Here is a 22401-nt window from a genome sequence, read left to right as displayed (position 1 = left end):
TTGCTGTATCTATTTTATAAAATGAAACGCTATTTTTATATTTAATGAAAAGTACATTTCATTTTTCGGAACAAATGTTTATACCGACTGATTTTGTGGTGATCCCGTGCCGTTCGCGGGTTTGCGCAAATGCGGAAAGAATCTGAAAAAATAAAAAATAAAGTTGCTTGAACGATTCACCGTTTTTTTCGCTGAGGTAAATATGCCAAGATAATTACGCAAAATTGAGTTTCCTAACCTCGTTCATATATAAGGATTGTTCGATGTCCAACAATGGCTCGTCACCGCTGGTGCTTTGGTATAACCAACTCGGCATGAATGATGTAGACAGAGTTGGGGGCAAAAATGCCTCCCTGGGTGAAATGATTACTAACCTTTCAGGTATGGGCGTTTCCGTACCGAATGGTTTTGCAACGACCGCCGATGCGTTTAACCAGTTTCTGGACCAAAGCGGCGTAAACCAGCGCATTTATGAGCTGCTGGATAAAACGGATATCGACGATGTTACCGAGCTTGCAAAAGCGGGTGCACAGATCCGCCAGTGGATTATCGACACTCCTTTCCAGCCTGAACTGGAAAATGCCGTCCGCGATGCCTACGCGCAGCTGTCAGCGGACGATGCCAATGCTTCTTTTGCTGTGCGTTCCTCCGCTACCGCAGAAGATATGCCAGATGCGTCATTCGCCGGCCAGCAGGAAACGTTCCTTAACGTCCAGGGCTTTGATGCGGTACTGGTCGCTGTCAAACACGTGTTTGCCTCTCTGTTTAACGACCGCGCAATCTCCTACCGTGTTCATCAGGGCTATGATCACCGCGGCGTAGCGCTGTCTGCGGGCGTTCAGCGTATGGTGCGTTCTGACCTGGCGTCTTCCGGCGTCATGTTCTCCATTGATACCGAATCCGGCTTCGATCAGGTGGTGTTTATCACCTCCGCGTGGGGACTGGGTGAAATGGTGGTGCAGGGTGCTGTGAACCCGGATGAATTCTACGTGCACAAACCGACACTGGCGGCCAACCGTCCGTCCATCGTGCGTCGTACTATGGGCTCTAAGAAAATCCGCATGATTTATGCGCCGACTCAGGAGCATGGCAAGCAGGTTACCATTGAAGACGTTCCGCAGGCGCAACGCGATATTTTCTCACTGACCAACGAGGAAGTGCAGGAGCTGGCGAAGCAGGCGGTGCAAATCGAGAAGCACTACGGTCGTCCGATGGACATCGAATGGGCTAAAGACGGTCATACCGGTAAGCTGTTCATTGTACAGGCTCGCCCGGAAACCGTACGTTCTCGCGGCCAGGTGATGGAACGTTATACGCTGCATGCTCAGGGTAAAATTATTGCTGAAGGTCGCGCCATCGGTCACCGCATCGGTGCTGGTCCGGTAAAAGTCATTCATGACATCAGCGAAATGAACCGTATCGAGCCAGGCGATGTGCTGGTTACCGACATGACCGACCCGGACTGGGAACCGATCATGAAAAAAGCGGCGGCGATCGTCACCAACCGCGGCGGACGTACCTGTCATGCGGCGATTATTGCCCGTGAACTGGGAATTCCGGCGGTTGTTGGCTGTGGCGATGCGACCGAACGCATGAAAGACGGCGAGAAAGTCACTGTCTCCTGTGCGGAAGGCGACACCGGCTACGTGTATGCCGACATGCTGGACTTCAGCGTGAAGAGCTCCAGCGTGGAAACCATGCCGGATCTGCCGTTGAAAGTGATGATGAACGTCGGTAACCCGGACCGCGCTTTTGACTTCGCTTGTCTGCCAAACGAGGGTGTCGGCCTGGCGCGTCTCGAATTTATTATCAACCGTATGATTGGCGTGCACCCACGTGCATTGCTGGAATTCGATGATCAAACGCCGGAACTGCAAAACGAAATCCGCGCGATGATGAAAGGGTTTGATTCACCACGTGAGTTCTACGTGGGTCGCCTGACTGAAGGGATCGCGACGCTGGGCGCGGCGTTTTATCCGAAACGCGTCATCGTGCGCATGTCGGACTTTAAATCCAACGAATATGCCAACCTGGTCGGCGGTGAGCGTTATGAACCGCATGAAGAGAACCCGATGTTGGGCTTCCGTGGTGCGGGGCGTTATGTTGCGGATAGCTTCCGTGACTGTTTTGCGCTGGAATGTGATGCCGTAAAACGTGTCCGTAACGACATGGGGCTGACTAACGTGGAAGTAATGGTACCGTTTGTTCGTACCGTTGCTCAGGCGAAGGCGGTCGTGGAAGAGCTGGCACGTCAGGGGCTGAAGCGCGGCGAGAATGGACTGAAGATCATCATGATGTGTGAGATCCCATCCAACGCCTTGCTGGCTGAACAGTTCCTCGAATACTTCGACGGCTTCTCTATCGGGTCTAACGACATGACACAGCTGGCGCTGGGGCTGGATCGCGACTCTGGCGTGGTTTCTGAACTGTTTGATGAGCGCAACGATGCGGTGAAAGCACTGTTGTCGATGGCGATTCGTGCTGCTAAGAAACAAGGCAAATACGTTGGTATTTGTGGCCAGGGCCCATCTGACCACGAAGACTTCGCGGCCTGGTTGATGGAAGAAGGGATCGACAGCCTGTCGCTCAACCCGGACACCGTTGTGCAGACCTGGCTGAGTCTGGCTGAACTGAACAAGTAATATCATGCCTTACCCGGCCTATTCAACGTAGGCCGGGTAAGACGCGTTAGCATTGCCATCCGGCGCTTTATCCTTCAACGCTCTCCATGTTCTCCACGCTTAAGCGTTGAATAATATCCTTACGTAGCTGAAATTTTTGGATCTTGCCAGACGCCGTGCGCGGTAACCTCTCGACAACCACGATGTGCTCCGGGTACTTGTATTTAGCTACCCGTTTACGGCTAAAAAAGGCCACGACAGACTCCAGCGACAGCGAATGGTGAGGAGGTTTTAGCACCACATACGCACACGATCTTTCGCCTAAACGATCGTCAGGCATTGCCACAACGCAGGCATCATGAATACGCGGATGCTGCAACAGAATATCCTCGACCTCGCGGCTACTGATATTTTCTCCACCGCGCACAATAATATCTTTCTTACGCCCGGTGATTTTGATGTATCCGGCATCGTCCATTCGGCACAAATCGCCGCTGTAATACCAGCCGTCATTATCCAATGCTCGGGCGGTCAGTTCAGGTTCATCAAGGTAGCCCATAAAGACATTGGGTCCGCGGGATGCCTCTTCTCCTTCCATACCCGCAGGCAACGTGTTACGTGCCTCATCGACGACTTTAATTTCCACGCCGGCAGCGGCATATCCGTCGGTGTTCATCATGCGGGAAAGTGAATCATCCAGATTGACCACCGCGTGCGGCGAGCTTTCTGTTGAGCCATAGACGCTTAACAGTTTAATGCCGAGCTGCTGACAATCGCGGGCTATTTTTTTCGGAATAGTGGTGCCGCCGCATAAGAAAAAGCGTAACGACGAGAGATCGTAGGGATGTTTTTCCACACTACACAGCATGTCATAGACGAACGGTGTAGCGCCGAGTACGCAGGTACAGCGCTGTTGTTCGAGCAATTCGAGGCAGGCAGTGGGAGTAAAAATATCCAGCAGTACGCTGCGTGCGCCAATTAAAAACGGCGCGGTCACGCCATGTAAAAAACCGGTAGCATGGCCGAGTGGCGCAGGCATTAAAAATACATCCAGCCAGGTGAGATTAAGACGGGCACAATAGGCGCGTTCACTGGCCAGGATGTTATTGTGGGTCAGCATTACCCCTTTGGGCATCCCCTCTGTTCCGGAGGTAAACAGCACCGCAGCCAGCTCATCGGCATGCACGTTGACTGGCTGAGTTAAGGGGGGTGATAAAAGAAGCTGGCTGAGTGCCAGTGAGTCTGTCGCGGGTGCCAGCTTATCGACGGCAACAATCTGTTGCAGATGCGGCAACTGGTTTTGCAAGGGTAGGATCAGATCCACCGGCCGGGTTTGTTTAAACAGCGTAGGAGCGAAAAAAATCTTTGCCTTGCATTTGTTCAGAACCCATACCAGCTCGGCTTCGCGCCAGGCAGGAAGTAGTGGTACGGAAACCGCCCCGGTTTTCAGACAGGCCAGATAGATAAGGGTAAATTCACACCAGCCGGGCAATTGAAAGGCGATGCGGTCACCAGGCTGGATTCCGCAGGCTAACAGCCAGGTCGCCAGGCGGCTGGCGGCACTGTCGAGCGCGGCGTAGGTGTATGAATCGCCGTGATTATCGACCACAGCGATTTTGTCCGGCATCGCCTGGGCGGTTTGGCTCCAGTAATCACCCAGCGATGCATCCCCCCAAAATCCTTGTTGTCGATAAGCTTCCCGACGTTCGGCATTAAACGTTAATGTGACACTCATGAGTTATTCCCTGGATAATTTCGGTACACGTCCTGCCGGATAACAGACGTGCTGTACCCGGCGTACAACAGGCGATACGTGTTAGCCGTAACGGAAATCCACACCAAATGTCCCAACCGGGTATTCCCATTGTTCGAGGATAGTGGAACCGCACAGAACCCGGCAGGTACCACATTCCAGGCAGCCGGCGGAATCAAAATGAATATTTCCACTTTCGTCCTGCTTATACAGTCCAGCAGGACAGGCTTTCAGCAGCTTGCGAAATTCTTTCATGTCAGGATGTTCGGCAAGGATGATGTGCGGATGCCCTTCATCGACATTGAATTTGTTAACGCCCAGTTTGACGTCAACATTTACGGTGTTGTCCTGACTCATAGCGCGGTTGCTCCCTTGATGCCGTCTTTCAGTAGGTTCATCAGCCCAATCTGCTTCGCGTGGGACAAAATGGTCTTGCGAATTGGCTGGTTCGGGCTGCCATCAACGGTGAACATATCGCTCATGATATCGGCCACCATGCGCGGGTATTGGGTAAACAAACGGGGGTTTTCCATTAGCGCGGGGATCTTACGGAAATGTTGTAAATCACGCATTACACAACCCTGTTCAAGGGCGCGTTTGTAGTCCATCAGGCTGCTGGCGGAGAAATCCTGACGTTCTTTCGCGGCAATGGCGGTTTTGGCTGCAGCCTCTGCAGAAGCGATTGCCAAATCCATGCCACGCACGGTGTAGCCCAGGTTCAGACAAAAACCGGCGGCGTCGCCGACGATCATCACGCCGTCATCAACCAGCTTCGGTACCATCGCCAGGCCACCTTCCGGCACCATGTGCGCGGAATACTCCAGCAGCTCACCGCCGGCGATCAGTGGGCGAATAGTTGGGTGTTGTTTAAAATCTTCCAGCATTTGCGGAATGCTTTTTGTCGCATGCTCGATATCGCCCAGACCACATACCAGCCCCAGAGAGATGGAGTCTTTGTTGGTGTACAGGAAACCTCCGCCCATCAGTCCATTAGATGGCGAACCGGCAAACAACCAGGCGGCTCCTTCATTTCCTGATAGATTAAAACGATCTGCAATGACTGCTGGTGGCAGGCCGATCAGTTCTTTTACGCCAACGGCATAATGATGCGCCGAAGAGGGCGGTACCATTCCCAGTGAACGGCCCAGCATAGAATTGACGCCATCAGCAAGGATAACGATATTGGCTTCCAGGATATCGTCACCCGCCTGCACGCCAGTGACTTTGTTACCTTCTCGGATCAGGGAATCGACACGAACGCCTGGAATAAACTGAGCCCCGGCCTGTTCGGCTTTTTCCATCAACCAGGGATCGAGTCTGTTGCGCAATACGGTATAGGAGTCCTGCGCTGGGCTGTTGTCTTTTTCACGATGGAAATCGAGGGTGACAGCACTTTCTTCGGTAAGGAAAGAGATTTTTTCGCGAGTCACTTTCCGTTCGACAGGGGCTTCCTCTGCGAAGCCGGGCATAATATGCTCAAGGCTATGTGTGTAGAGCCGTCCTCCGGTCATATTTTTGCTGCCAGCACTGTTTCCGCGCTCAATAACCAGCACGTCCAGCCCGGCCTGGGCCATCACGTAACCCGCTACCGCACCCGCCACGCCAGCACCGACCACAATGGCATCAAATTTTTCATCTGACATGTTCTTTGCTCCTTTCCCGCCGCGAATGCAGCGGGATATGTGCGTTAAATGTGGCAGTTAGCGACTGAGCTGTTCGATAAGGGCCGGGACGACTTTGTAAATGTCACCAACCAGACCGTAATCGGCGTAGTTGAAGATCGGGGCTTTTTTATCTTTATTGATGGCGACTATGATCTTCGCGCCGTTCCCGCCGACCATATGTTGAATTTGCCCTGAGATGCCCAGTGTCAGGTACAAATCTGATTTCAACAGCACGCCGGAAACGCCAATATAGCGCTCGCGCTCCATCCAGTTTTCGCCTTCGGCAATAGGGCGCGAGCAACCCACTTCGGCACCCAGAACGGTGGCAAGATTGCGTACCATCTGCAGATCGCTCTCGGCAACCAGGCCACGACCGACGCCAACCACGCGTTTGGCTTTGCTGAGATCCACGCTGCTGAGGGATTTGGCTCGACGTTCCTGGCAAACAATCTCATGAAGCGGCGTGATATAAGGTGCAGAGACGACAGGGCAGGTATGCGCAGGATTGGCTTCTACGGGTTCAAACATGCCAGGGGCAAGTGTGATAATCGCCAGCGCGCTATTCAGTTTCTCTTTACCGAAGGCCAGACCGCCATACATACGGTGTTCTGCAAACAGCACACCTGCATCGAGAGTGACCGATGTGGCGTCGTTTACCATCGCCGCATTCAGTTGAATGCTTAACCGCGCGCCCAGTGATTTTGCGCGTTTAGACGCAGGCATCAGCAATAGACCGGTGTGTGTTTGCAGTAAGGCTGAGACAGTCTCGGCGTAGTTTTCAACACGTTGCAGCCCACAAGCGTGTTCGAGCACGATGATGTCATCGGCACCCAGCGCTTTAACCTGATCGGCCTGTTCGTTACCCTGCACAATAAGGTGTACCTGCTCGCCCCACTGGCGGGCACCGGTCATTAATTCCGCATAGCGTTCTACGTTATCGCTAAACACCCATACGTTGGCTAATTTACTCATGATGATTGTTCTCCGTTGGGCTTAGTTCAGGGCTTTTTTCAGATGTTCGGCCAGTTCGGCAATGGCTTCTGCTGAGTCATTTTCCAAAATGATGTGCTTGCGTTCTGTCTGCGGTGGAACACTGAGGCTGACTAATTCCGCTAGTGGTGACGTTGGCGTCCAGCCGATATCGCTGGCCTGCCAGGGGGTGACGGGTTTTTTGCCGGCCCCAAGAATGGCTTTCATTGACGGAATCCGCGGTGTATTAATATCTGAGGTAACGCAAATTACTGCTGGGAGCGGCAGGTCAATGACTTCGACTTCATCTTCAAGGGTGCGCTCAACCAGTATGCGGTCGCCATTACGTTGGATCCTGCTTACCGCGTTAATCACAGGAAGCTGCAGGAGCTCGCCTACCAGTAAACCGACCTGTTGTGCGTAGACATCGCCGGACCCTTCACCGAACAGCATCAGATCGAATTCAATGTTTTTAGCCGCACAAGCCAGTGCCTGGGCAGTATCGCGCGGCAGCGCATGTTCCAGCTGTGGATCCTGCACCATAAACAGGCTATCCGGACCGCGGGATAGCACGTCTTTACGTACTTTAGAATTTTGCAACAAGGAGCCGCCCACCGTTAAGGCGACAATCTCATCGCCTTCAGCGGTAAGTTGTGTGGCGGCTTCAATCGCATTCAGATCAAATTGACTGATTTTGGCATCGGCCCGATCAAAGTTAAGCGAGCGCTCTGGGGTAACAACAATGTCCTGTTCTTCAGGCACCAACTTAAAGCAGGTTATTATTTTCATGGCATCTCCAGTGAGTCACGTTCGGATGATGACGGTGCGCGTCATTATCGGCAGTAGGGAAAATTTGACTGAAAATAGTGTGCGGCAGAGCGGGGCCTGTTTTCGACGGGGCAATCTGTTTTCATTCCCAACAATCTTGCAGAAAAATGTGCAATGGGAATGCTCAGTTTCTAAGCGAGGGGTAAATATTGTGTACAGAAAATTACACCACGGAAACCCGAGTCGGGAGGGTAATTGAGAAATGCATCATATTTTTAATCGATATCTGGCGGCGTTTGTTTCTGGTATGTAAATCGTTAATGTTGAATTAATAACATTTATTCTTTTCAATTAGTATAAAACGTAAATAACGCAAGCTAAGAGCATTCTTGAGCAAGAAGTGTCATCTTGCAGACGACGCAAATAATTTTGTTTCGCTTGGATAGAATATCGTTGTATAACGTGGTTAATCGTTATCATTTAACACTATTAATTTTCCGCATATTTACCATCTAAAGGTGGAGGCTGTCATGTATCAACGATGTTTTGATAATGCCATGGAAACCCTTTTTGAGCAGGGGAAGACCCCCAGATTTTCGCGATTTGTCATCAGTGATGATCCTAACTGGGAGTCTGGTCACCATGTTCATGACAATGAGACAGAGCTTATCTATGTCAAAAAAGGTGTCGCGCGCTTAATCATTGATTCTTCACTGTACGTCGCTCATGCCGGGGATATTGTGGTGATAGAACAAGGGAGGTTGCATGCCGTCGCCTCGGATAGCAGCGCGCCTGCCACTACCTACACCTGCGCACTGTACGGTTTTCGTTTCAATGGTTGGCAGGATAACCAGTTGTTGCAGTTGCATTCGTGTCCGGTCATCAGCGTCGGCCAGGGAAAAGAGGTTATTAAGAGTATTTTTAATGAACTGAGTATTATGATACCGCAGTGTAAAAATAATCTGTCATCCTCAGCTTATGATGCCTTTGCCTATGCATTAACCGTCTTGTATTACGAAAACTTTAAAAATGCTTATCGTTCGGAGCAGGGGTATATTAAAAAAGACGTGTTAATTAAAGATGTTCTGGTGTATTTGAATAACAACTTTCGCGAAAAAATCACACTTGACCAGTTGTCTAAAAAATTTCGAGCCAGTGTGAGTTATATCTGTCACGAATTCACTAAAGAATATCGTATTTCGCCGATTAATTATGTTATTCAACGGCGGATGACGGAAGCAAAATTTTCGCTGACGAATACGGAAGCGTCATTAGCGGAAATCTCGTGGCGGGTAGGGTATGAAAATGTTGATCACTTTGCCAAACTCTTTCAGCGACACGTAGGCTGTACTCCCAGCGATTATCGTAAGCAGTTTAAAAATAATCTGACCGAGCAGGAATGCCTGCAGCCGGAAGTCTGATTTTCTGGCGTAAGTCCGGATAGCGTTTATCCGCTATCCGGATGACAGAACGGCTTACTTGTTTTGATAATCTTTCAGGATCTGACGTCCGGCGACGTAGATCATGATTTCATCGGTGCCACCGCCAATGCGTTCGCAGCGCACATCGCGCCAGAACCGGGATACACGGGCTTCATCGGTATAACCCAGACCACCCATTATCTGAATCGCGTCGTCGATAACTTCCATCGCTGTGCGGGCGCAGTACAGTTTTGCCAGCGCCGCACTGGTACGCAGTGATTGTTCCTGATCGGCCTGCCAGGCGACTTTCAATACCATATTGCGCATGTTTTCGATTTTAACCGCCATCAGCGCCAGTTTTTCCTGGATCATCTGGTTGTGGCCAATCGGTTTACCAAAGGCGATACGCTGGTTGGCGTAACGTGCGGCATCCTCGAAAGCGCATTCGGCAAAGCCGGTGCTGCGTGCTGCGTTGATCAATCGCTCCATTTCGAAGTTGTACATCACGTTGAGGAAGCCCATACCTTCTTCGCCGACCATATCACTTTCGTCAACTTCAACGTCATCAAGATAGACTTCGCAGGTACTTAACATGTGCCAGCCGATTTTATGCAGCGGATTAACTTTGATGCCGGGTTTCTTCGAATCCACCCACCACAGGGTAAAGGCTTTCTTCGGATCTTTCGGCTCGGGATCGCGAGCCAGGACCAGCATATACGGGTACTCTTTGGCACCGGTAATAAAGGTTTTTTGCCCGTTAAGGTACACCTTGCCGTTTTTGCGGATGTAGCTGGTGGTGGCACTGTTGTTATCTGAGCCAGCGCCCGGTTCGGTTAACGCCAGCGCATAGGCTGGATCGCCTGTCTCCATAGTGCTTTCAGCTGTTTTACGTAACTGCTCCGCGGAGCCAAAACGGCGCATACTGTGGATACACTGACCGTTAGTGATCAGAAAGGCAGGCGCACCACATTTTGAGACTTCCATCAGTGCCAGCATTTGCGTGACGTAATCTGCCGGAATGCCACCGAACTCTTCCGGCACGCCCAGCATCGAAATGCCGTTATCCGCAAGCGCGCGCATAAATTCTTTAGGGTAGGTGGAAGTTTGATCACAGGTGCGGAAATATTCTTCCGGGAAATTACTGGTGATCAGTTCCCGAATGCTGGCAAGCAGCAGCTCTTGTTCTTCAGTTAATGAAAAGTCCATCTGGGTACTCCTTTTAATTGGCAGCGTCGGGCAAAACAAAACCCATCGTGGCATCGATAAATAATCTTTCGTCCATCAGTTTCAGGTCTGGAGAAATAACGGGAGCGAAATCCATTTTGTCCAAAATGTCTTCTTGTAAAGAAACGCCTGGGGCAATTTCTACTAAATGGAGACCGTCTTCTTTTAACGTAAATACGGCGCGCTCGGTGATGTAACGCACATCCAGTCCACGTTCGAGGGCAATTTTTCCACTGAAGGTGATTTCAGGTAATTCGCTAACGAATTTCTTCACCCGACCTTCCTGCACGATATTCAATTTGCCGTCGGCAACATCTGTTTTCAGACTGCCGGCAGTCAGGGTGCCGCAGAAAATAATTTTCTTCGAGGTGGCGCTGATATCAATAAAACCGCCAGTGCCCATGATCTTGCCATTAAATTTATGCACACCGACGTTGCCGTGCTGATCGACTTCGGCAAAGCTTAAATAGCACACATCCAGGCCGCCACCATGGTAGAAGTCAAACTGGGAGGTCATATCCAGAATAGCGCGGGTATTGACGTTGGCCCCAAAAGCGATGCCCTGCGAGGTAATACCGCCGATTGGCCCGGTTTCAACCGTCAGTATGAAGTCATCGGCACAGCCTTCTTCACGCGCGACGAGACCAATACCATCGGCAATTCCTACGCCAACGTTACCCACTGCACCTTTCCGCATTTCGAACAGCGCACGTCTGGCTACCAGTTTACGTTGGTTAAGCGGCAGGGCAGTTTGCAGGCTGTCATCAAGGATGAAATCGCCGGAAATAAAGCGGTTAACCGGCGCTCCGCCATACAGCTGAGTCTGTTCAGGATCGATAACGACGATATCCACCAGATAGCCAGGGATCCGCACTGCTTTAGGGTGCAGTGTGGCTTTCTTCACCATTTTTTGTACCTGCATCATGACGATGCCGCCGTTGTTATGCACGGCCTGCGCGATGACCAGCGCATCGAGATACATCACTTCGTCTTCAAAGGTGGCGTAGCCTTCGCTGTCACAGGTGGTGGCACGAATAAAGGCGATATTCGGTGCAATGGCTTTGTAGTAGAGATACTCTTTGTTATCAATTTCTACCAGTTTGATCAGATCTTCGGTGGTCACTTCATTGAGTTTGCCACCTTGTTGGCGAGGATCGACAAACGTACCAATGCCGATATCACTCAAAATACCTGGCTGATGGGCCGCAGAGGCACGCAGGGTTTGAGTTAATACGCCTTGCGGATAGTTGTAGGCTGCAATTTTATTTTGTTCCGCGAGGTCGGATATACGTGGGGATTGCCCCCAATGGCCGCACAACGCCCATTTAACTAAACCTTCCTGAGCCAGTGGACTAATCCCCCGGTCTGCGCGGTCGCCCAGTCCTGTCGGGCTAATTAGCGACAAATTACGTGGGGATTGGCTATTTTTATATTTCTCAGCCAGTGCATTAATTAATGTTGTGGCCTCAAGTATCCCACCGCCAGCGCCTAATACGCAGAGTGTGGCTTCATCCGGAATATAATTAATTGCGTCAGCTGCAGATAGTACCGGTACCCGACCATCTAAACGTGTTGGTCTTGAAAGTTTCATATAAACTCCAGGTTATATTCGTGCGAATACCTATCGCTATATTCGATAATAGTGTTTTGCGTTATTTGAAAATATTTAATCGTCTGCCAGATATTCGTGGCAAAACGAATATCTGGGGCAGGGCGTTATTTATTGCAATTTAAAAATATTCGGCTATTAAGCCTGGTGTAATATTGTCAGAACGGTACGTAGATCGGTTACGGAGATTTGTCCTGGGGCCGAGGCTTTTTTCACCGCACCAAACGTCGCCGCTGAACCGAAGACTTCACCGGACAGTCGTGAGATCACACCGGTTTTCGCCATTGACATGGTAATAATAGGGCGGTCGGCGTAGCGTTCCTGCATCTCCAGCGTTGCGCTAAGCAATGTCAGCACATCCGTTTTGCTTTGCGGCATCAACGCGATTTTGGGAATATCTGCACCAAGTTCCTGCATTTTACGCAGTCGCTGGACAATATCATCGGCTGCAGGTGTCTTGTGAAAATCATGGTTCGACATAATAACGAAGACATTTTTCGCGTGTGCATGCTCGACGGTGGCTTTAACCAGGTCATCACCGGTGAAAAGCTCCAGGTCGATCATATCCACCAGACCGCTGTCCACTGCTGCACGATTTAATGCAATATAGTTTTCGACGGACAGTGCCTGTTCACCACCTTCCTGTGCACTACGGAAGGTGAACAGCAACGGTTTATCAGCCATCACATCACGGATCGCACGTGCGGCTTCCAGTACTGCGTCAATGGAAGCGACATCGGCGAAATGGTCAACACGCCATTCCAGAATGTCGAAATCCGCTTCGCGATAGGCCAGTGCTTCGCTTTTTACCGTTGAGATGTCTTTACCCATCAGTGAGACAATGATCTTCGGCGCACCCTCGCCAATCACGAGGTTTCTTACGGTTACGGTTTTCATTGATTACCCTTTAACTATTCACAAATACTGCCCATCAGGCTGTAAAACCCATAACCTGTTTGACATACTCCAGCGGGAAGTCTTTCCCGGTCCAGAGCTTGAACTGCTCAGCCCCTTGCCACAACAACATGCCGTAACCATCAATCGTTTTGCAACCGGCATGTTGTGCCTGTTGCAACAACTTGGTCATATGTGGGTTATACACACATTCGGTCACCAGCAGTTCCGGGCGAAGCAGGGAAACGTCGGTCACAATAGATTCGTTATCCAGCGGTTTCATGCCGACTTTCGTGCCGTTGGTCAAAATATCCGCGCTGGCGAGAGCCTCGGCAAAAGCCTGGCGATCGGCAAGGTCGATAACGGTGACAACGCAGTCGGTGTTTTCATTAACACGTTTGGCGAATGCCTGCGCCTTTTCAAAGAACTCATCTTTACGGTTAAAGATCTTAATTTCTTTAATGCCTTCAATAGCTGCCTGAGCGCCAATGGCTGTAGACGCGCCGCCCGCGCCCAACAGTACCATGGTTTTACCCTTAATATCGAAGCCGCTTTCTTTAATCGCGCGAATATGGCCGGTGCCGTCGGTGTTGTAACCACGCAGGTAGCCATCATCATTAACGATGGTGTTGATTGCGCCAACCAGTTTGGCGGCAGGCGTCAATTCATCAACATATTCACAGGCCAGCTGTTTATTGGGCATGGAAACCCCGGTACCACGCATTTTTAACGCTTTTAAACCGGCAATGGCATTAGCAAATGTTGAGTTATCGACTTCAAATGCCATGTAGGTAAAAGGCAGCCCTGCTTTTTCTAATGCTTTATTTTGCATTTCAGGGGACAGACTGTGTCTGATAGGGTAGGCCATCAGACCAATCAGTTCATATTTTGCAGTTACGTCCATTTGATACTCCTTCTAAACAATTTATTGAAAATAACGTTCGCCCAACCGCACATCGTTTTTGGGGATATCAAATACGCGGTAATAGCGAATAAAGACGATGATGGCGGTGATGAATGCCAGCAGAGCAAATGCAAGGTCCAGCAAGATGATGTATTGCAGGCCGATGTTAGAAAGGTATCCGGTGATCAGTGGGATAATAAAGTTGGCTACACCACCCATCATCATATAAACACTGGTGACTTTGGCTTTGCTCTTCGGGAAAAACTCCGACATCACCGAGACACCGAGCTGTAAAATACCGCCAGCAGCAGAGAAGCCAATCAGAAACGATCCTGCGTTACAAACCAGCGGAGAGGGATACAAATAAATGACCGCAGCGGTAATGCTTGCCAAACCGGCGTTAAAAACGTTAGCCCAAATGGGGCGAACCATTTTCTTCAGGAGGGCAGCAAAGATGAATACGCAGACCAGCGATCCCATGCTGTAGTAAGAGATGGTTTTTAAGGCGTCAGTTTCTGCCATGCCAGCAAATGCCATGGCATATTTCGGCATCCAAACCACGATGACATAAAAGGTTGAGAATGCGGCAACCCCAAACAGCACGGAAGCGACACCTTCCAACCAGACCAGGGGTTTACTGTTCATCTGTGGCAGATCTTTGGCGAGACCCGCGTCCACCATCTGGCTGGGAAAGCGACTTTTTAACAGCATCAGGGTGATGACCACGAACAGGACACCCGGGATGATGACCGCATAGCCGTACCAGACATGGTTGAGCAGCATGGTACTGACGATGATGGGGTAAATCATCTGGCCAAACGACACCATGGCTTTAACCAGAATAACCGCCGAGCCGGATGCTTTAGGGAAACATTCCATTAACGCAGGATAACCACCGGTATCCAGCGCTGAATTTGCTACGCCAACGCATACAGCCAGAATAAAGGCAATCATCAGATTGGGGCTGGCGGGAATACCGAAGAAGAACAGCATATATAGAATAACGCCTAACAGAATGATAGCCCGGCGACCGAACTTATCTGATAGAACGCCAAAGAATAAAATACTGACCAGTCGACCAAGACCAATACCGGAAATTAGATAGGCAATTCCTGCATTATCGGTTGAAAACTTTTCAGCCAGGGAGGTCATGTTTTGCGCCAGTGTGATGACGCTAATACCGTGTAAAAAATAACTTAAATAAATACAGGTTATCGCCAGAAGAAATGGCGTGTTAAAGGTCTTTTTCTGAGACATTTTTTCACAACTCCTTGCGGATTTTAAAATTATTCTGTGCTCGTCGGTGTAGTTTAAATTTCGGCGACCTTGTAATTAATATACCAGGCAGTAGTTATTGTACCTACATAGCATGGCGTTTAAGTTACCAGGTATATTGCATATCAAACTGTGAAATCTAATTCGTCAGACCGACGTTTTGCCGTTATTTTAAAAATACGTCCAATTATTTTGCAGAAGAGGGGAACAATATTGCATCCGCGCTATTGCGCGAGCGGAGCCATGTTTAACTGACGCTTTGCTGCAAGTCGGCTGCGATAACCAATAAACAGTGCCAGCAGGAAGCCGAGTGCAGCAATGCCTGCATCAAACCACATGATGTGCGCAATGCTGGTTTCGGAGAGCCTGGCGGTAATCAGTGGGATCGTGAAGGTCGCGATACTGCCCGCGCTGTAGTAAATACCGGTAGCTTTACCTTTCGCATGCGGAAAGCGAGCAGCCATTAGCGTTAGACCGATTTGTACGACACCACCGGCTGAAGAGAATCCGATGACAAAGGCGAATGTAATCACGACCCAGGTTGTTGGATGCAGGCAAACCGCCAGCAGCGCGACAAAGGAGATAAAGGTGTACAGCATTAACAGAGATGTTGCACGACCCGCTTTTCTCGCCAGGGGAGCAGTAATGAATACGCACAACAGCGAACCACAGGTGTAAATACTTAACAGCTTGATAGATAACGTATACGGCATACCGGCGACAAACTGACCATACTGTGCCAGCCACTGGCTAACCAGATAAAATGTGGCCATCGAGATATAGCCATACAACGTGTAACTCCCCAGATCGAGAAGGGAACAACGGTGCTCTGGTTGGATCGGTTCCTGTAAAACGGATGATGGCGTGATGGAATGCTTCGGTCCAGGATGTGCAGGAAAGCGGCAACGAAACAAAAATATGCCGTTGACTGCCATAATTCCCGCCGCCAGCAAGAAGGACCAGCCAAACCAGAGTTCAGCCCACACCAGCAGGCTGATAACCATCGGCAACAGAAACTGGCCGCTGGACACAAAGGCTTTAATCAGAATATTGGCGGTGCTGGGCGAGCGGGGGAAGGCTTCCATCAGGCTGGGGTAGGTTCCGGCATCAAGAAAACTGTTTGCCATTCCCGCTAAAAAACCAAAGGCGTAGGCAATCACAATGCTATGAGTATTGATGATGCCAAAAAAGAAGATTAGGTAGCAGATCATGCCAAAAATGATAAACGGTCTGCGGCCATAGCGATCGGAGAGCATGCCTGCAACTAATAGAACGCTTAACCGACCGATACCAAGGGAGGAGATGACAATCGAGACCCCCGCTGCATTAGTTTGCCACTGTTGTTCAAGTGAGGACATATTGAGGGACATTAGAATGACCCCCATACCGTGTACCAGGTAATTAAGGTACAGCCCTATCGCAGTGGAGAAATAGGTGTTTTTCATAATGTGTTACTCAGCGAAGAGGCTAAATGGATGTTGTGTTCTGTGTCGCGTAGGGCGTGTTAGCCCAAATAGTATGCAGACTGCGCGTGAGCGAGGGCATATTGTCGGGTGCCCGTGTTGCAACGTAGTGGTGACGTTATAACCGCTTAACACAAACGCTCAAGGTTGTGTGCATAGAGTTCCACAGCAGCCGATTGATAGATTTTCCAGTCGAGAAAATTGTCGTGGCTATAAACTGCCTGAAAAGAAACCAGATCGGGGAAAAAACGCATCGTGTTATTACCGATACGATTATTTATTTTTTCGATGATCGCGTTAATTCTTAACTTTCTCTTTGCTTTCATTTCTGTACAAATGCGCGCGATGTTTTCCGGGATTTCTTTTTCACCGCTTTCCCATTGTTGCCAGGCGACAATGTCGCCATCCCGCGCGATATACGCGGCGCTTTCTTCCACCGTCATAGCAAAAATATGGCGGATAGCCTGCAATTCTAATGCGTTCATTATTTAATCACTTCATAAAAGACAGTGGAATAGTAATAACATTAATGTGGATATTTCGGCTTGAAGAGAGTCACAGTATCTTGTGCAATATTATTTGTTATTAATCTGTGAAGTCGGTGCATTTGGTGTGAGAGTGAAATAAAGCAATGGGCTAGCTGATGCGATGTAGGTCGTTAGGGGGAGAGTTCAGGATAAAAAAAAGCCCATCGTGGGAGATGGGCAAAGACTACACACAGCAATTCGTTATTTCACTCAGGGGATTTCCATGCTTATAAATCAATGTGTTGATCTAAAGCCTTGGGGTAATAGTAGGCATGCTGCTTTTTCACGTCGATCAGATTCATCTCAATAGTTTAAAAACTGTAAAGAATTTGCGACATAAATGAGTATTCACACAGGGCTGGCGTTGGATTCGGTTCGGGGAGCTGTGATGCGATTATAAGCAATATTAAACAATCAGGCGGCAATGTTGCCGCCTGATGCTGTACTACTTATTGCTTTCGATTTCAGCGATTTCTTCGAGGATTTGGTCCGGGTCGGTGCCCGGTGCAGGGGCTTCGTTGACCCATGCGGAGAACAGGCGCCATGAAACAGCCAGCACCACTGGGCCGATAAACAGACCAATCATACCGAATGCAATCAACCCACCGATCACCCCGGAAAGAATGAGGATCAATGGCAAATCAGCACCCATACGAATCAGCATGGGACGAATAACGTTATCCAGTGTTCCGACCACACCGCTCCACACAAGTAGCACCGTGCCCCAGGTAGAGTCACCTGTCCAGTAAAGCCAGATAATAGCTGGAACCAGCACCGGTAAAGGCCCCAGTTGCACCAGACAGGAGAGGATCATCAACACCGCCAGTAGTGTAGCGTAAGGTACCCCCGTTACCGCCAGACCAATGCCACCGAGGACGGCCTGCACCAGCGCCGTGACGACCACGCCTAATGCAACCGCACGAATGGCCTGTGCTGCCAACAGAATTGCAGCGTCACCGCGTTTCGATGCAAGACGGCAGGCGAAGTGGCGAATACCTAGCGCCACCTGCTCACCGCGCCAGTACAGCAGGGCGCTGAATAGCAACATCAAGCCACAGTGCATCATAAAGCGGCCAATATGCGCGGCCTGGCCAACAAACCAGGTGGTTGTGGTACCGATATAGGGACGAACCTTAGCCATGATAGCCGAACCGCCCATATCCAACAGGCTGTGCCATGCGCCATAGAGTTTGGCACCCACCAGAGGAATACTGTTTAACCACGCCAGATCCGGCAGCGTCATATCACCGGCGGTAACGGCATGAATCAGAGGACCACTGCCATCAACGATGCTGTTGACCAACAGAGCGATAGGAATAATGAATAACAGAACTAACAACAGGGTCATCACCAGCACGGCAAGCGAACGGCGTCCCCACAGCAATTTTTGTATACGTATCAGGATGGGCCAGGTCGCAATGACCACCGTACCTGCCCAGGCAAAACCGAGGATAAAGGGTTGCACAATCCAGAGACAGGCCACAATCATGATGGCTAAAAACAGCACCGATAGCAGCACTTGTGCAATATCCCTGGGCTGACGGAAATTTACCATAAATACTTTTCACCTTTGTCTTTGCGTCAGAACGTTGACGCGACGTGAACACGTTAATCACACTCTATAATGATGAGCAATTTCAGCGGTTTTGAACAGGCGGATTCTGCCTGTAAATCTGCTGAGCGTATTAGAAAAAAATGTGATACAACAAACAAAGCAACACGCAAACGATTAAATTCACAACACAGACCGCAGGAAAGGGTCACTATAATGATTCCACAAATTTCTCAGGCGCCAGGTGTCGTTCAACTGGTGCTCAATTTTTTGCAGGCGCTGGAGCAGCAAGGGTTCACGGGCGATACGGCAACGAGCTATGCCGATCGTCTGACAATGTCGACGGATAACAGTATCTATCAGCTTCTGCCTGATGCCGTGGTGTTTCCTCGTTCGACGGCTGATGTGGCACTTATCGCTCGCCTGGCGTCAGAGCCGCTCTTTTCGTCGTTGATTTTTACCCCTCGCGGTGGCGGCACAGGCACCAACGGTCAGGCGCTTAATCAGGGCATTATTGTTGATATGTCCCGTTACATGAGCCGCATCATCGAAATCAATGTGCAGGAAGGTTGGGTGCGGGTAGAGGCGGGGGTGATAAAAGATCAGCTTAACCAATATCTGAAACCCTACGGCTATTTCTTTGCGCCTGAATTGTCCACCAGTAACCGGGCGACGTTGGGGGGAATGATCAACACCGACGCTTCCGGGCAAGGTTCGTTGGTCTACGGTAAAACCTCCGATCACGTGCTGGGTATCCGCGCGGTATTGATGGGCGGGGATATTCTCGATACCCAGCCGATGCCGGTTGAGTTTGCCGAAATGCTCGGTAAAAACAATACGGCGATTGGGCGTATCTATAAAACGGTGTATGAACGGTGCCGCGATAACCGACAGCTGATCATTGATAAATTCCCCAAGCTTAATCGCTTCCTGACCGGTTACGATCTGCGGCACGTCTTCAATGATGAGATGACCGAGTTTGATTTAACCCGCATCCTTACGGGGTCTGAAGGTACGCTGGCATTTATCACCGAAGCCCGCCTTGATATCACGCCGCTGCCTAAAGTTCGGCGATTGGTCAACGTCAAATACGATTCGTTTGACTCTGCATTGCGTAATGCGCCGGTGATGGTAGAGGCGCGTGCGCTGTCGGTCGAAACCGTCGATTCCAAAGTGCTTAATCTGGCGCGGGAAGATATTGTCTGGCACTCCGTCAGCGAATTGATTACCGATGTCCCGGATAAAGAGATGCTCGGGCTGAATATCGTCGAGTTTGCGGGTGACGATGAAGCATTAATTGATTCGCAGGTCAGTGCGCTGTGTGAACGCCTGGACGGGCTAATTGCCCGGCAGGAAGCCGGTGTGATTGGCTGGCAACTGTGTACCGAACTGGCCGGCGTGGAGCGCATCTACGCCATGCGGAAAAAGGCCGTTGGTCTGCTGGGTAATGCCAAAGGCTCTGCGAAGCCGATTCCGTTTGCCGAAGATACCTGCGTACCGCCGGAACACCTGGCCGACTATATTGCCGAGTTCCGTGCGCTACTTGATAGTCATGGCCTGAGCTATGGCATGTTTGGTCACGTGGATGCCGGGGTACTGCACGTCAGACCCGCGCTGGATATGTGCGATCCGCAACAAGAAGTGCTGATGAAACGCATCTCTGATGATGTGGTGGCACTGACGGCAAAATACGGTGGCCTGCTGTGGGGCGAACACGGGAAAGGTTTCCGTGCTGAGTACAGCCCGGCGTTCTTTGGCGAGGAACTGTATCGCGAACTGCGCAAAGTGAAGTCGGCGTTTGATCCGCAAAACCGGCTCAATCCGGGGAAAATTTGCCCTCCGGAAGTCATCGATGCGCCAATGATGAAAGTGGATGCGGTTAAACGTGGGACTTACGATCGTCAAATCCCGCTGGCCGTTCGACAGGAGTGGCGTGGAGCAATGGAGTGTAACGGCAACGGGTTATGCTTTAACTTCGATGCGAAAAGCCCGATGTGTCCGTCGATGAAAATTAGCCTCAATCGCATTCACTCGCCAAAAGGGCGGGCAACGCTAGTACGGGAATGGTTACGCCTGTTGGCCGATCGTGGGATCGACCCCGTGAAACTGGAAAAAGAGTTGCCAGAAAAACGTGCCAGTTTACGTACGCTAATCGCCCGTACCCGCAACAGCTGGCATGCACGTAAGGGCGAGTATGATTTCTCGCATGAAGTGAAAGAGGCGATGTCCGGGTGTCTGGCATGTAAAGCGTGTTCGACGCAGTGCCCGATAAAAATTGACGTTCCGGAATTCCGCTCGCGCTTCCTGCAGCTGTATCACACGCGCTATCTGCGCCCGCTCCGCGATCACATGGTCGCCACCGTTGAGAGTTATGCACCGCTAATGGCGCGCGCACCTAAAACGTTCAACTTTTTCATCAATCAACCGCTGGTACGTAATCTGGCTAAAAAACACATCGGCATGGTGGATTTGCCGCTGTTGTCTGCGCCATCATTACAACGACAGTTGGTCGGGCATCGTTCGGCCAATATGACGCTGGAACAGCTTGAGGCTCTCAGCCAGGAACAAAAAGCCCGTACGGTGCTGGTGGTGCAGGACCCTTTCACCAGCTATTACGATGCACAGGTAGTGGCTGATTTCATCCGACTGGTAGAAAAATTGGGTTTACAGCCGGTGCTGTTGCCATTCTCGCCTAACGGTAAAGCGCAGCATATAAAGGGCTTTTTAAACCGGTTTGCGAAAACGGCGAAAAAGACCGCTGAATTCCTCAACCGGGTGGCAAAGCTGAATATCCCGATGGTCGGTGTCGATCCGGCGCTGGTGCTATGTTATCGCGATGAATACAAGCTGGCGCTCGGCGAGCAGCGCGGTGATTTCCATGTCTTACTGGTCAATGAGTGGTTATCGGCTGTACTGGCGTCACAACCGTCGGTCGCTGTTGGTGGTGAACCGTGGTACTTCTTCGGACACTGTACCGAAGTGACCGCTCTGCCGGGAGCACCTGCGCAGTGGGCCGCGATTTTTGCCCGGTTTGGGGCCAAACTGGAAAATGTCAGCGTGGGGTGCTGCGGGATGGCGGGTACGTATGGCCATGAAGTGAAGAATCACCAGAACTCTTTAGGGATCTATGAGTTATCATGGCACCAGGCAATGCAACGATTGCCGCGTAACCGTTGTCTGGCAGCCGGGTATTCATGTCGCAGCCAGGTTAAACGCGTAGAGGGCACGGGCGTTCGCCACCCATTACAGGCATTACTGGAGATTATAGGATGATCTGGAAACGTGAAGTCACACTCGAGGCGCTCAACGCCATGGGTGAAGGAAATATGGTAGGGCTGCTCGATATTCGTTTTGTGCATATCGGCGACAATACTCTGGAAGCCACAATGCCCGTGGACCATCGCACCAAACAACCCTTTGGTTTGTTGCACGGCGGGGCGTCTGTCGTGCTGGCTGAAAGCATTGGCTCGGTGGCTGGATATCTGTGTACGCAGGGCGATCAGAAAGTGGTGGGCCTTGAGATTAACGCCAACCACGTTCGTTCTGCACGTGAAGGGCTTGTCAGAGGGGTGTGCAGCCCTGTGCATACCGGTTCACGTCATCAGGTGTGGCAAATCGAAATCTTCGATGAGCAGGGCCGGTTATGCTGCACCTCGCGACTGACGACTGCTATTTTGTGATGCATGTTGAGTTTGGTCATTATCTGCGCAGGTAATGGTGTTATACTGTGCAGGTTCTGAACACAAGCGAGGATGAT

17 protein-coding genes and 1 other RNA gene are annotated in these 22401 nt (G+C 50.5%); 4 read left to right on the top strand and 14 right to left on the bottom strand.

The window, feature by feature from the left end; genetic code table 11:
- The first annotated feature begins 263 nt into the window (after positions 1-263).
- Positions 264-2642 carry a phosphoenolpyruvate synthase gene (gene ppsA, locus NNO02_RS09405; RefSeq protein WP_271454643.1) on the top strand — a complete coding sequence of 793 codons (2379 nt, stop codon included), beginning with the start codon at positions 264-266 and terminating at the stop codon, positions 2640-2642.
- Between the two features lie 67 nt (positions 2643-2709).
- Here ppsA and fadK read toward each other — a convergent pair whose 3' ends face one another.
- The 5 genes from fadK to NNO02_RS09380 form a co-directional block, all read right to left on the bottom strand.
- Positions 2710-4356, bottom strand: a complete 1647-nt coding sequence (fadK, locus tag NNO02_RS09400) for a medium-chain fatty-acid--CoA ligase (protein ID WP_271454642.1) — start codon at positions 4354-4356, stop codon at positions 2710-2712.
- 81 nt (positions 4357-4437) lie between these two features.
- Complete coding sequence (locus NNO02_RS09395) at positions 4438-4731, bottom strand: ferredoxin family protein (RefSeq protein WP_271440768.1); 294 nt, start codon at positions 4729-4731, stop codon at positions 4438-4440.
- Positions 4728-6017 carry an FAD-dependent oxidoreductase gene (locus NNO02_RS09390; RefSeq protein WP_271454641.1) on the bottom strand — a complete coding sequence of 430 codons (1290 nt, stop codon included), beginning with the start codon at positions 6015-6017 and terminating at the stop codon, positions 4728-4730. Before NNO02_RS09390 ends, NNO02_RS09395 begins: the two co-directional genes overlap by 4 nt.
- Before the next feature lie 57 nt (positions 6018-6074).
- A complete protein-coding gene (locus NNO02_RS09385) occupies positions 6075-7010 on the bottom strand; it encodes an electron transfer flavoprotein subunit alpha (protein WP_271454640.1) in 936 nt (311 codons plus the stop codon).
- 21 nt (positions 7011-7031) lie between these two features.
- Positions 7032-7796 carry an electron transfer flavoprotein gene (locus tag NNO02_RS09380; protein ID WP_271449078.1) on the bottom strand — a complete coding sequence of 255 codons (765 nt, stop codon included), beginning with the start codon at positions 7794-7796 and terminating at the stop codon, positions 7032-7034.
- Between the two features lie 509 nt (positions 7797-8305).
- Between NNO02_RS09380 and NNO02_RS09375 the strand changes: the two genes are divergently transcribed.
- Positions 8306-9196 (top strand): AraC family transcriptional regulator, encoded by an 891-nt coding sequence (locus NNO02_RS09375; RefSeq protein WP_271440772.1) that lies wholly within the window; start codon positions 8306-8308, stop codon positions 9194-9196.
- Positions 9197-9250: 54 nt separating this feature from the next.
- On the opposite strand, the gene NNO02_RS09370 is transcribed toward NNO02_RS09375, so the two are convergent.
- From NNO02_RS09370 to ydiK, 9 genes are all read right to left on the bottom strand, one after another.
- Positions 9251-10402, bottom strand: a complete 1152-nt coding sequence (locus NNO02_RS09370) for an acyl-CoA dehydrogenase (protein WP_271440773.1) — start codon at positions 10400-10402, stop codon at positions 9251-9253.
- A gap of 13 nt (positions 10403-10415) precedes the next feature.
- Positions 10416-12011, bottom strand: a complete 1596-nt coding sequence (locus NNO02_RS09365; RefSeq protein ID WP_271454639.1) for an acyl CoA:acetate/3-ketoacid CoA transferase — start codon at positions 12009-12011, stop codon at positions 10416-10418.
- A 156-nt stretch (positions 12012-12167) separates the two neighbouring features.
- Positions 12168-12926: a type I 3-dehydroquinate dehydratase gene (gene aroD, locus NNO02_RS09360; protein WP_005120262.1), complete on the bottom strand. Its 759-nt coding sequence runs from the start codon at positions 12924-12926 to the stop codon at positions 12168-12170.
- Between the two features lie 34 nt (positions 12927-12960).
- Positions 12961-13827, bottom strand: coding sequence for a quinate/shikimate dehydrogenase (gene ydiB, locus NNO02_RS09355; RefSeq protein ID WP_271440775.1), 867 nt, complete (start codon positions 13825-13827; stop codon positions 12961-12963).
- Positions 13828-13848: 21 nt separating this feature from the next.
- Positions 13849-15084, bottom strand: a complete 1236-nt coding sequence (locus NNO02_RS09350) for an MFS transporter (RefSeq protein ID WP_202038793.1) — start codon at positions 15082-15084, stop codon at positions 13849-13851.
- 242 nt (positions 15085-15326) lie between these two features.
- Positions 15327-16547, bottom strand: coding sequence for an MFS transporter (locus NNO02_RS09345; protein WP_271440776.1), 1221 nt, complete (start codon positions 16545-16547; stop codon positions 15327-15329).
- 146 nt (positions 16548-16693) lie between these two features.
- Positions 16694-17050: a YdiL family protein gene (locus tag NNO02_RS09340; RefSeq protein WP_271449076.1), complete on the bottom strand. Its 357-nt coding sequence runs from the start codon at positions 17048-17050 to the stop codon at positions 16694-16696.
- 191 nt (positions 17051-17241) lie between these two features.
- An RNA gene (rprA, locus tag NNO02_RS09335) (antisense sRNA RprA) lies at positions 17242-17349 on the bottom strand.
- A 188-nt stretch (positions 17350-17537) separates the two neighbouring features.
- The gene (gene ydiK / locus NNO02_RS09330) at positions 17538-18647 is read right to left on the bottom strand and encodes an AI-2E family transporter YdiK (protein WP_271440778.1); all 1110 of its coding nucleotides are present in this window, start codon (positions 18645-18647) and stop codon (positions 17538-17540) included.
- 213 nt (positions 18648-18860) lie between these two features.
- On the opposite strand from ydiK, the gene ydiJ reads away from it, so the two are divergent.
- Entirely contained in the window at positions 18861-21917 is a 3057-nt protein-coding gene (ydiJ, locus tag NNO02_RS09325) for a D-2-hydroxyglutarate dehydrogenase YdiJ (protein WP_271454638.1), read from the top strand.
- On the top strand, positions 21914-22324 hold the full coding sequence (gene menI, locus NNO02_RS09320; RefSeq protein WP_137383333.1) for a 1,4-dihydroxy-2-naphthoyl-CoA hydrolase: 411 nt from the start codon (positions 21914-21916) through the stop codon (positions 22322-22324). The genes ydiJ and menI overlap by 4 nt, the downstream gene beginning before the upstream one ends.
- Positions 22325-22401 lie beyond the last annotated feature (77 nt).

It is taken from the genome of Citrobacter sp. Awk 2, assembly GCF_028069815.1.
Classification (GTDB): domain Bacteria; phylum Pseudomonadota; class Gammaproteobacteria; order Enterobacterales; family Enterobacteriaceae; genus Citrobacter.
Note: the sequence above shows the minus strand (reverse complement) of the source record. Positions and strands in the feature narration are given on the sequence as shown.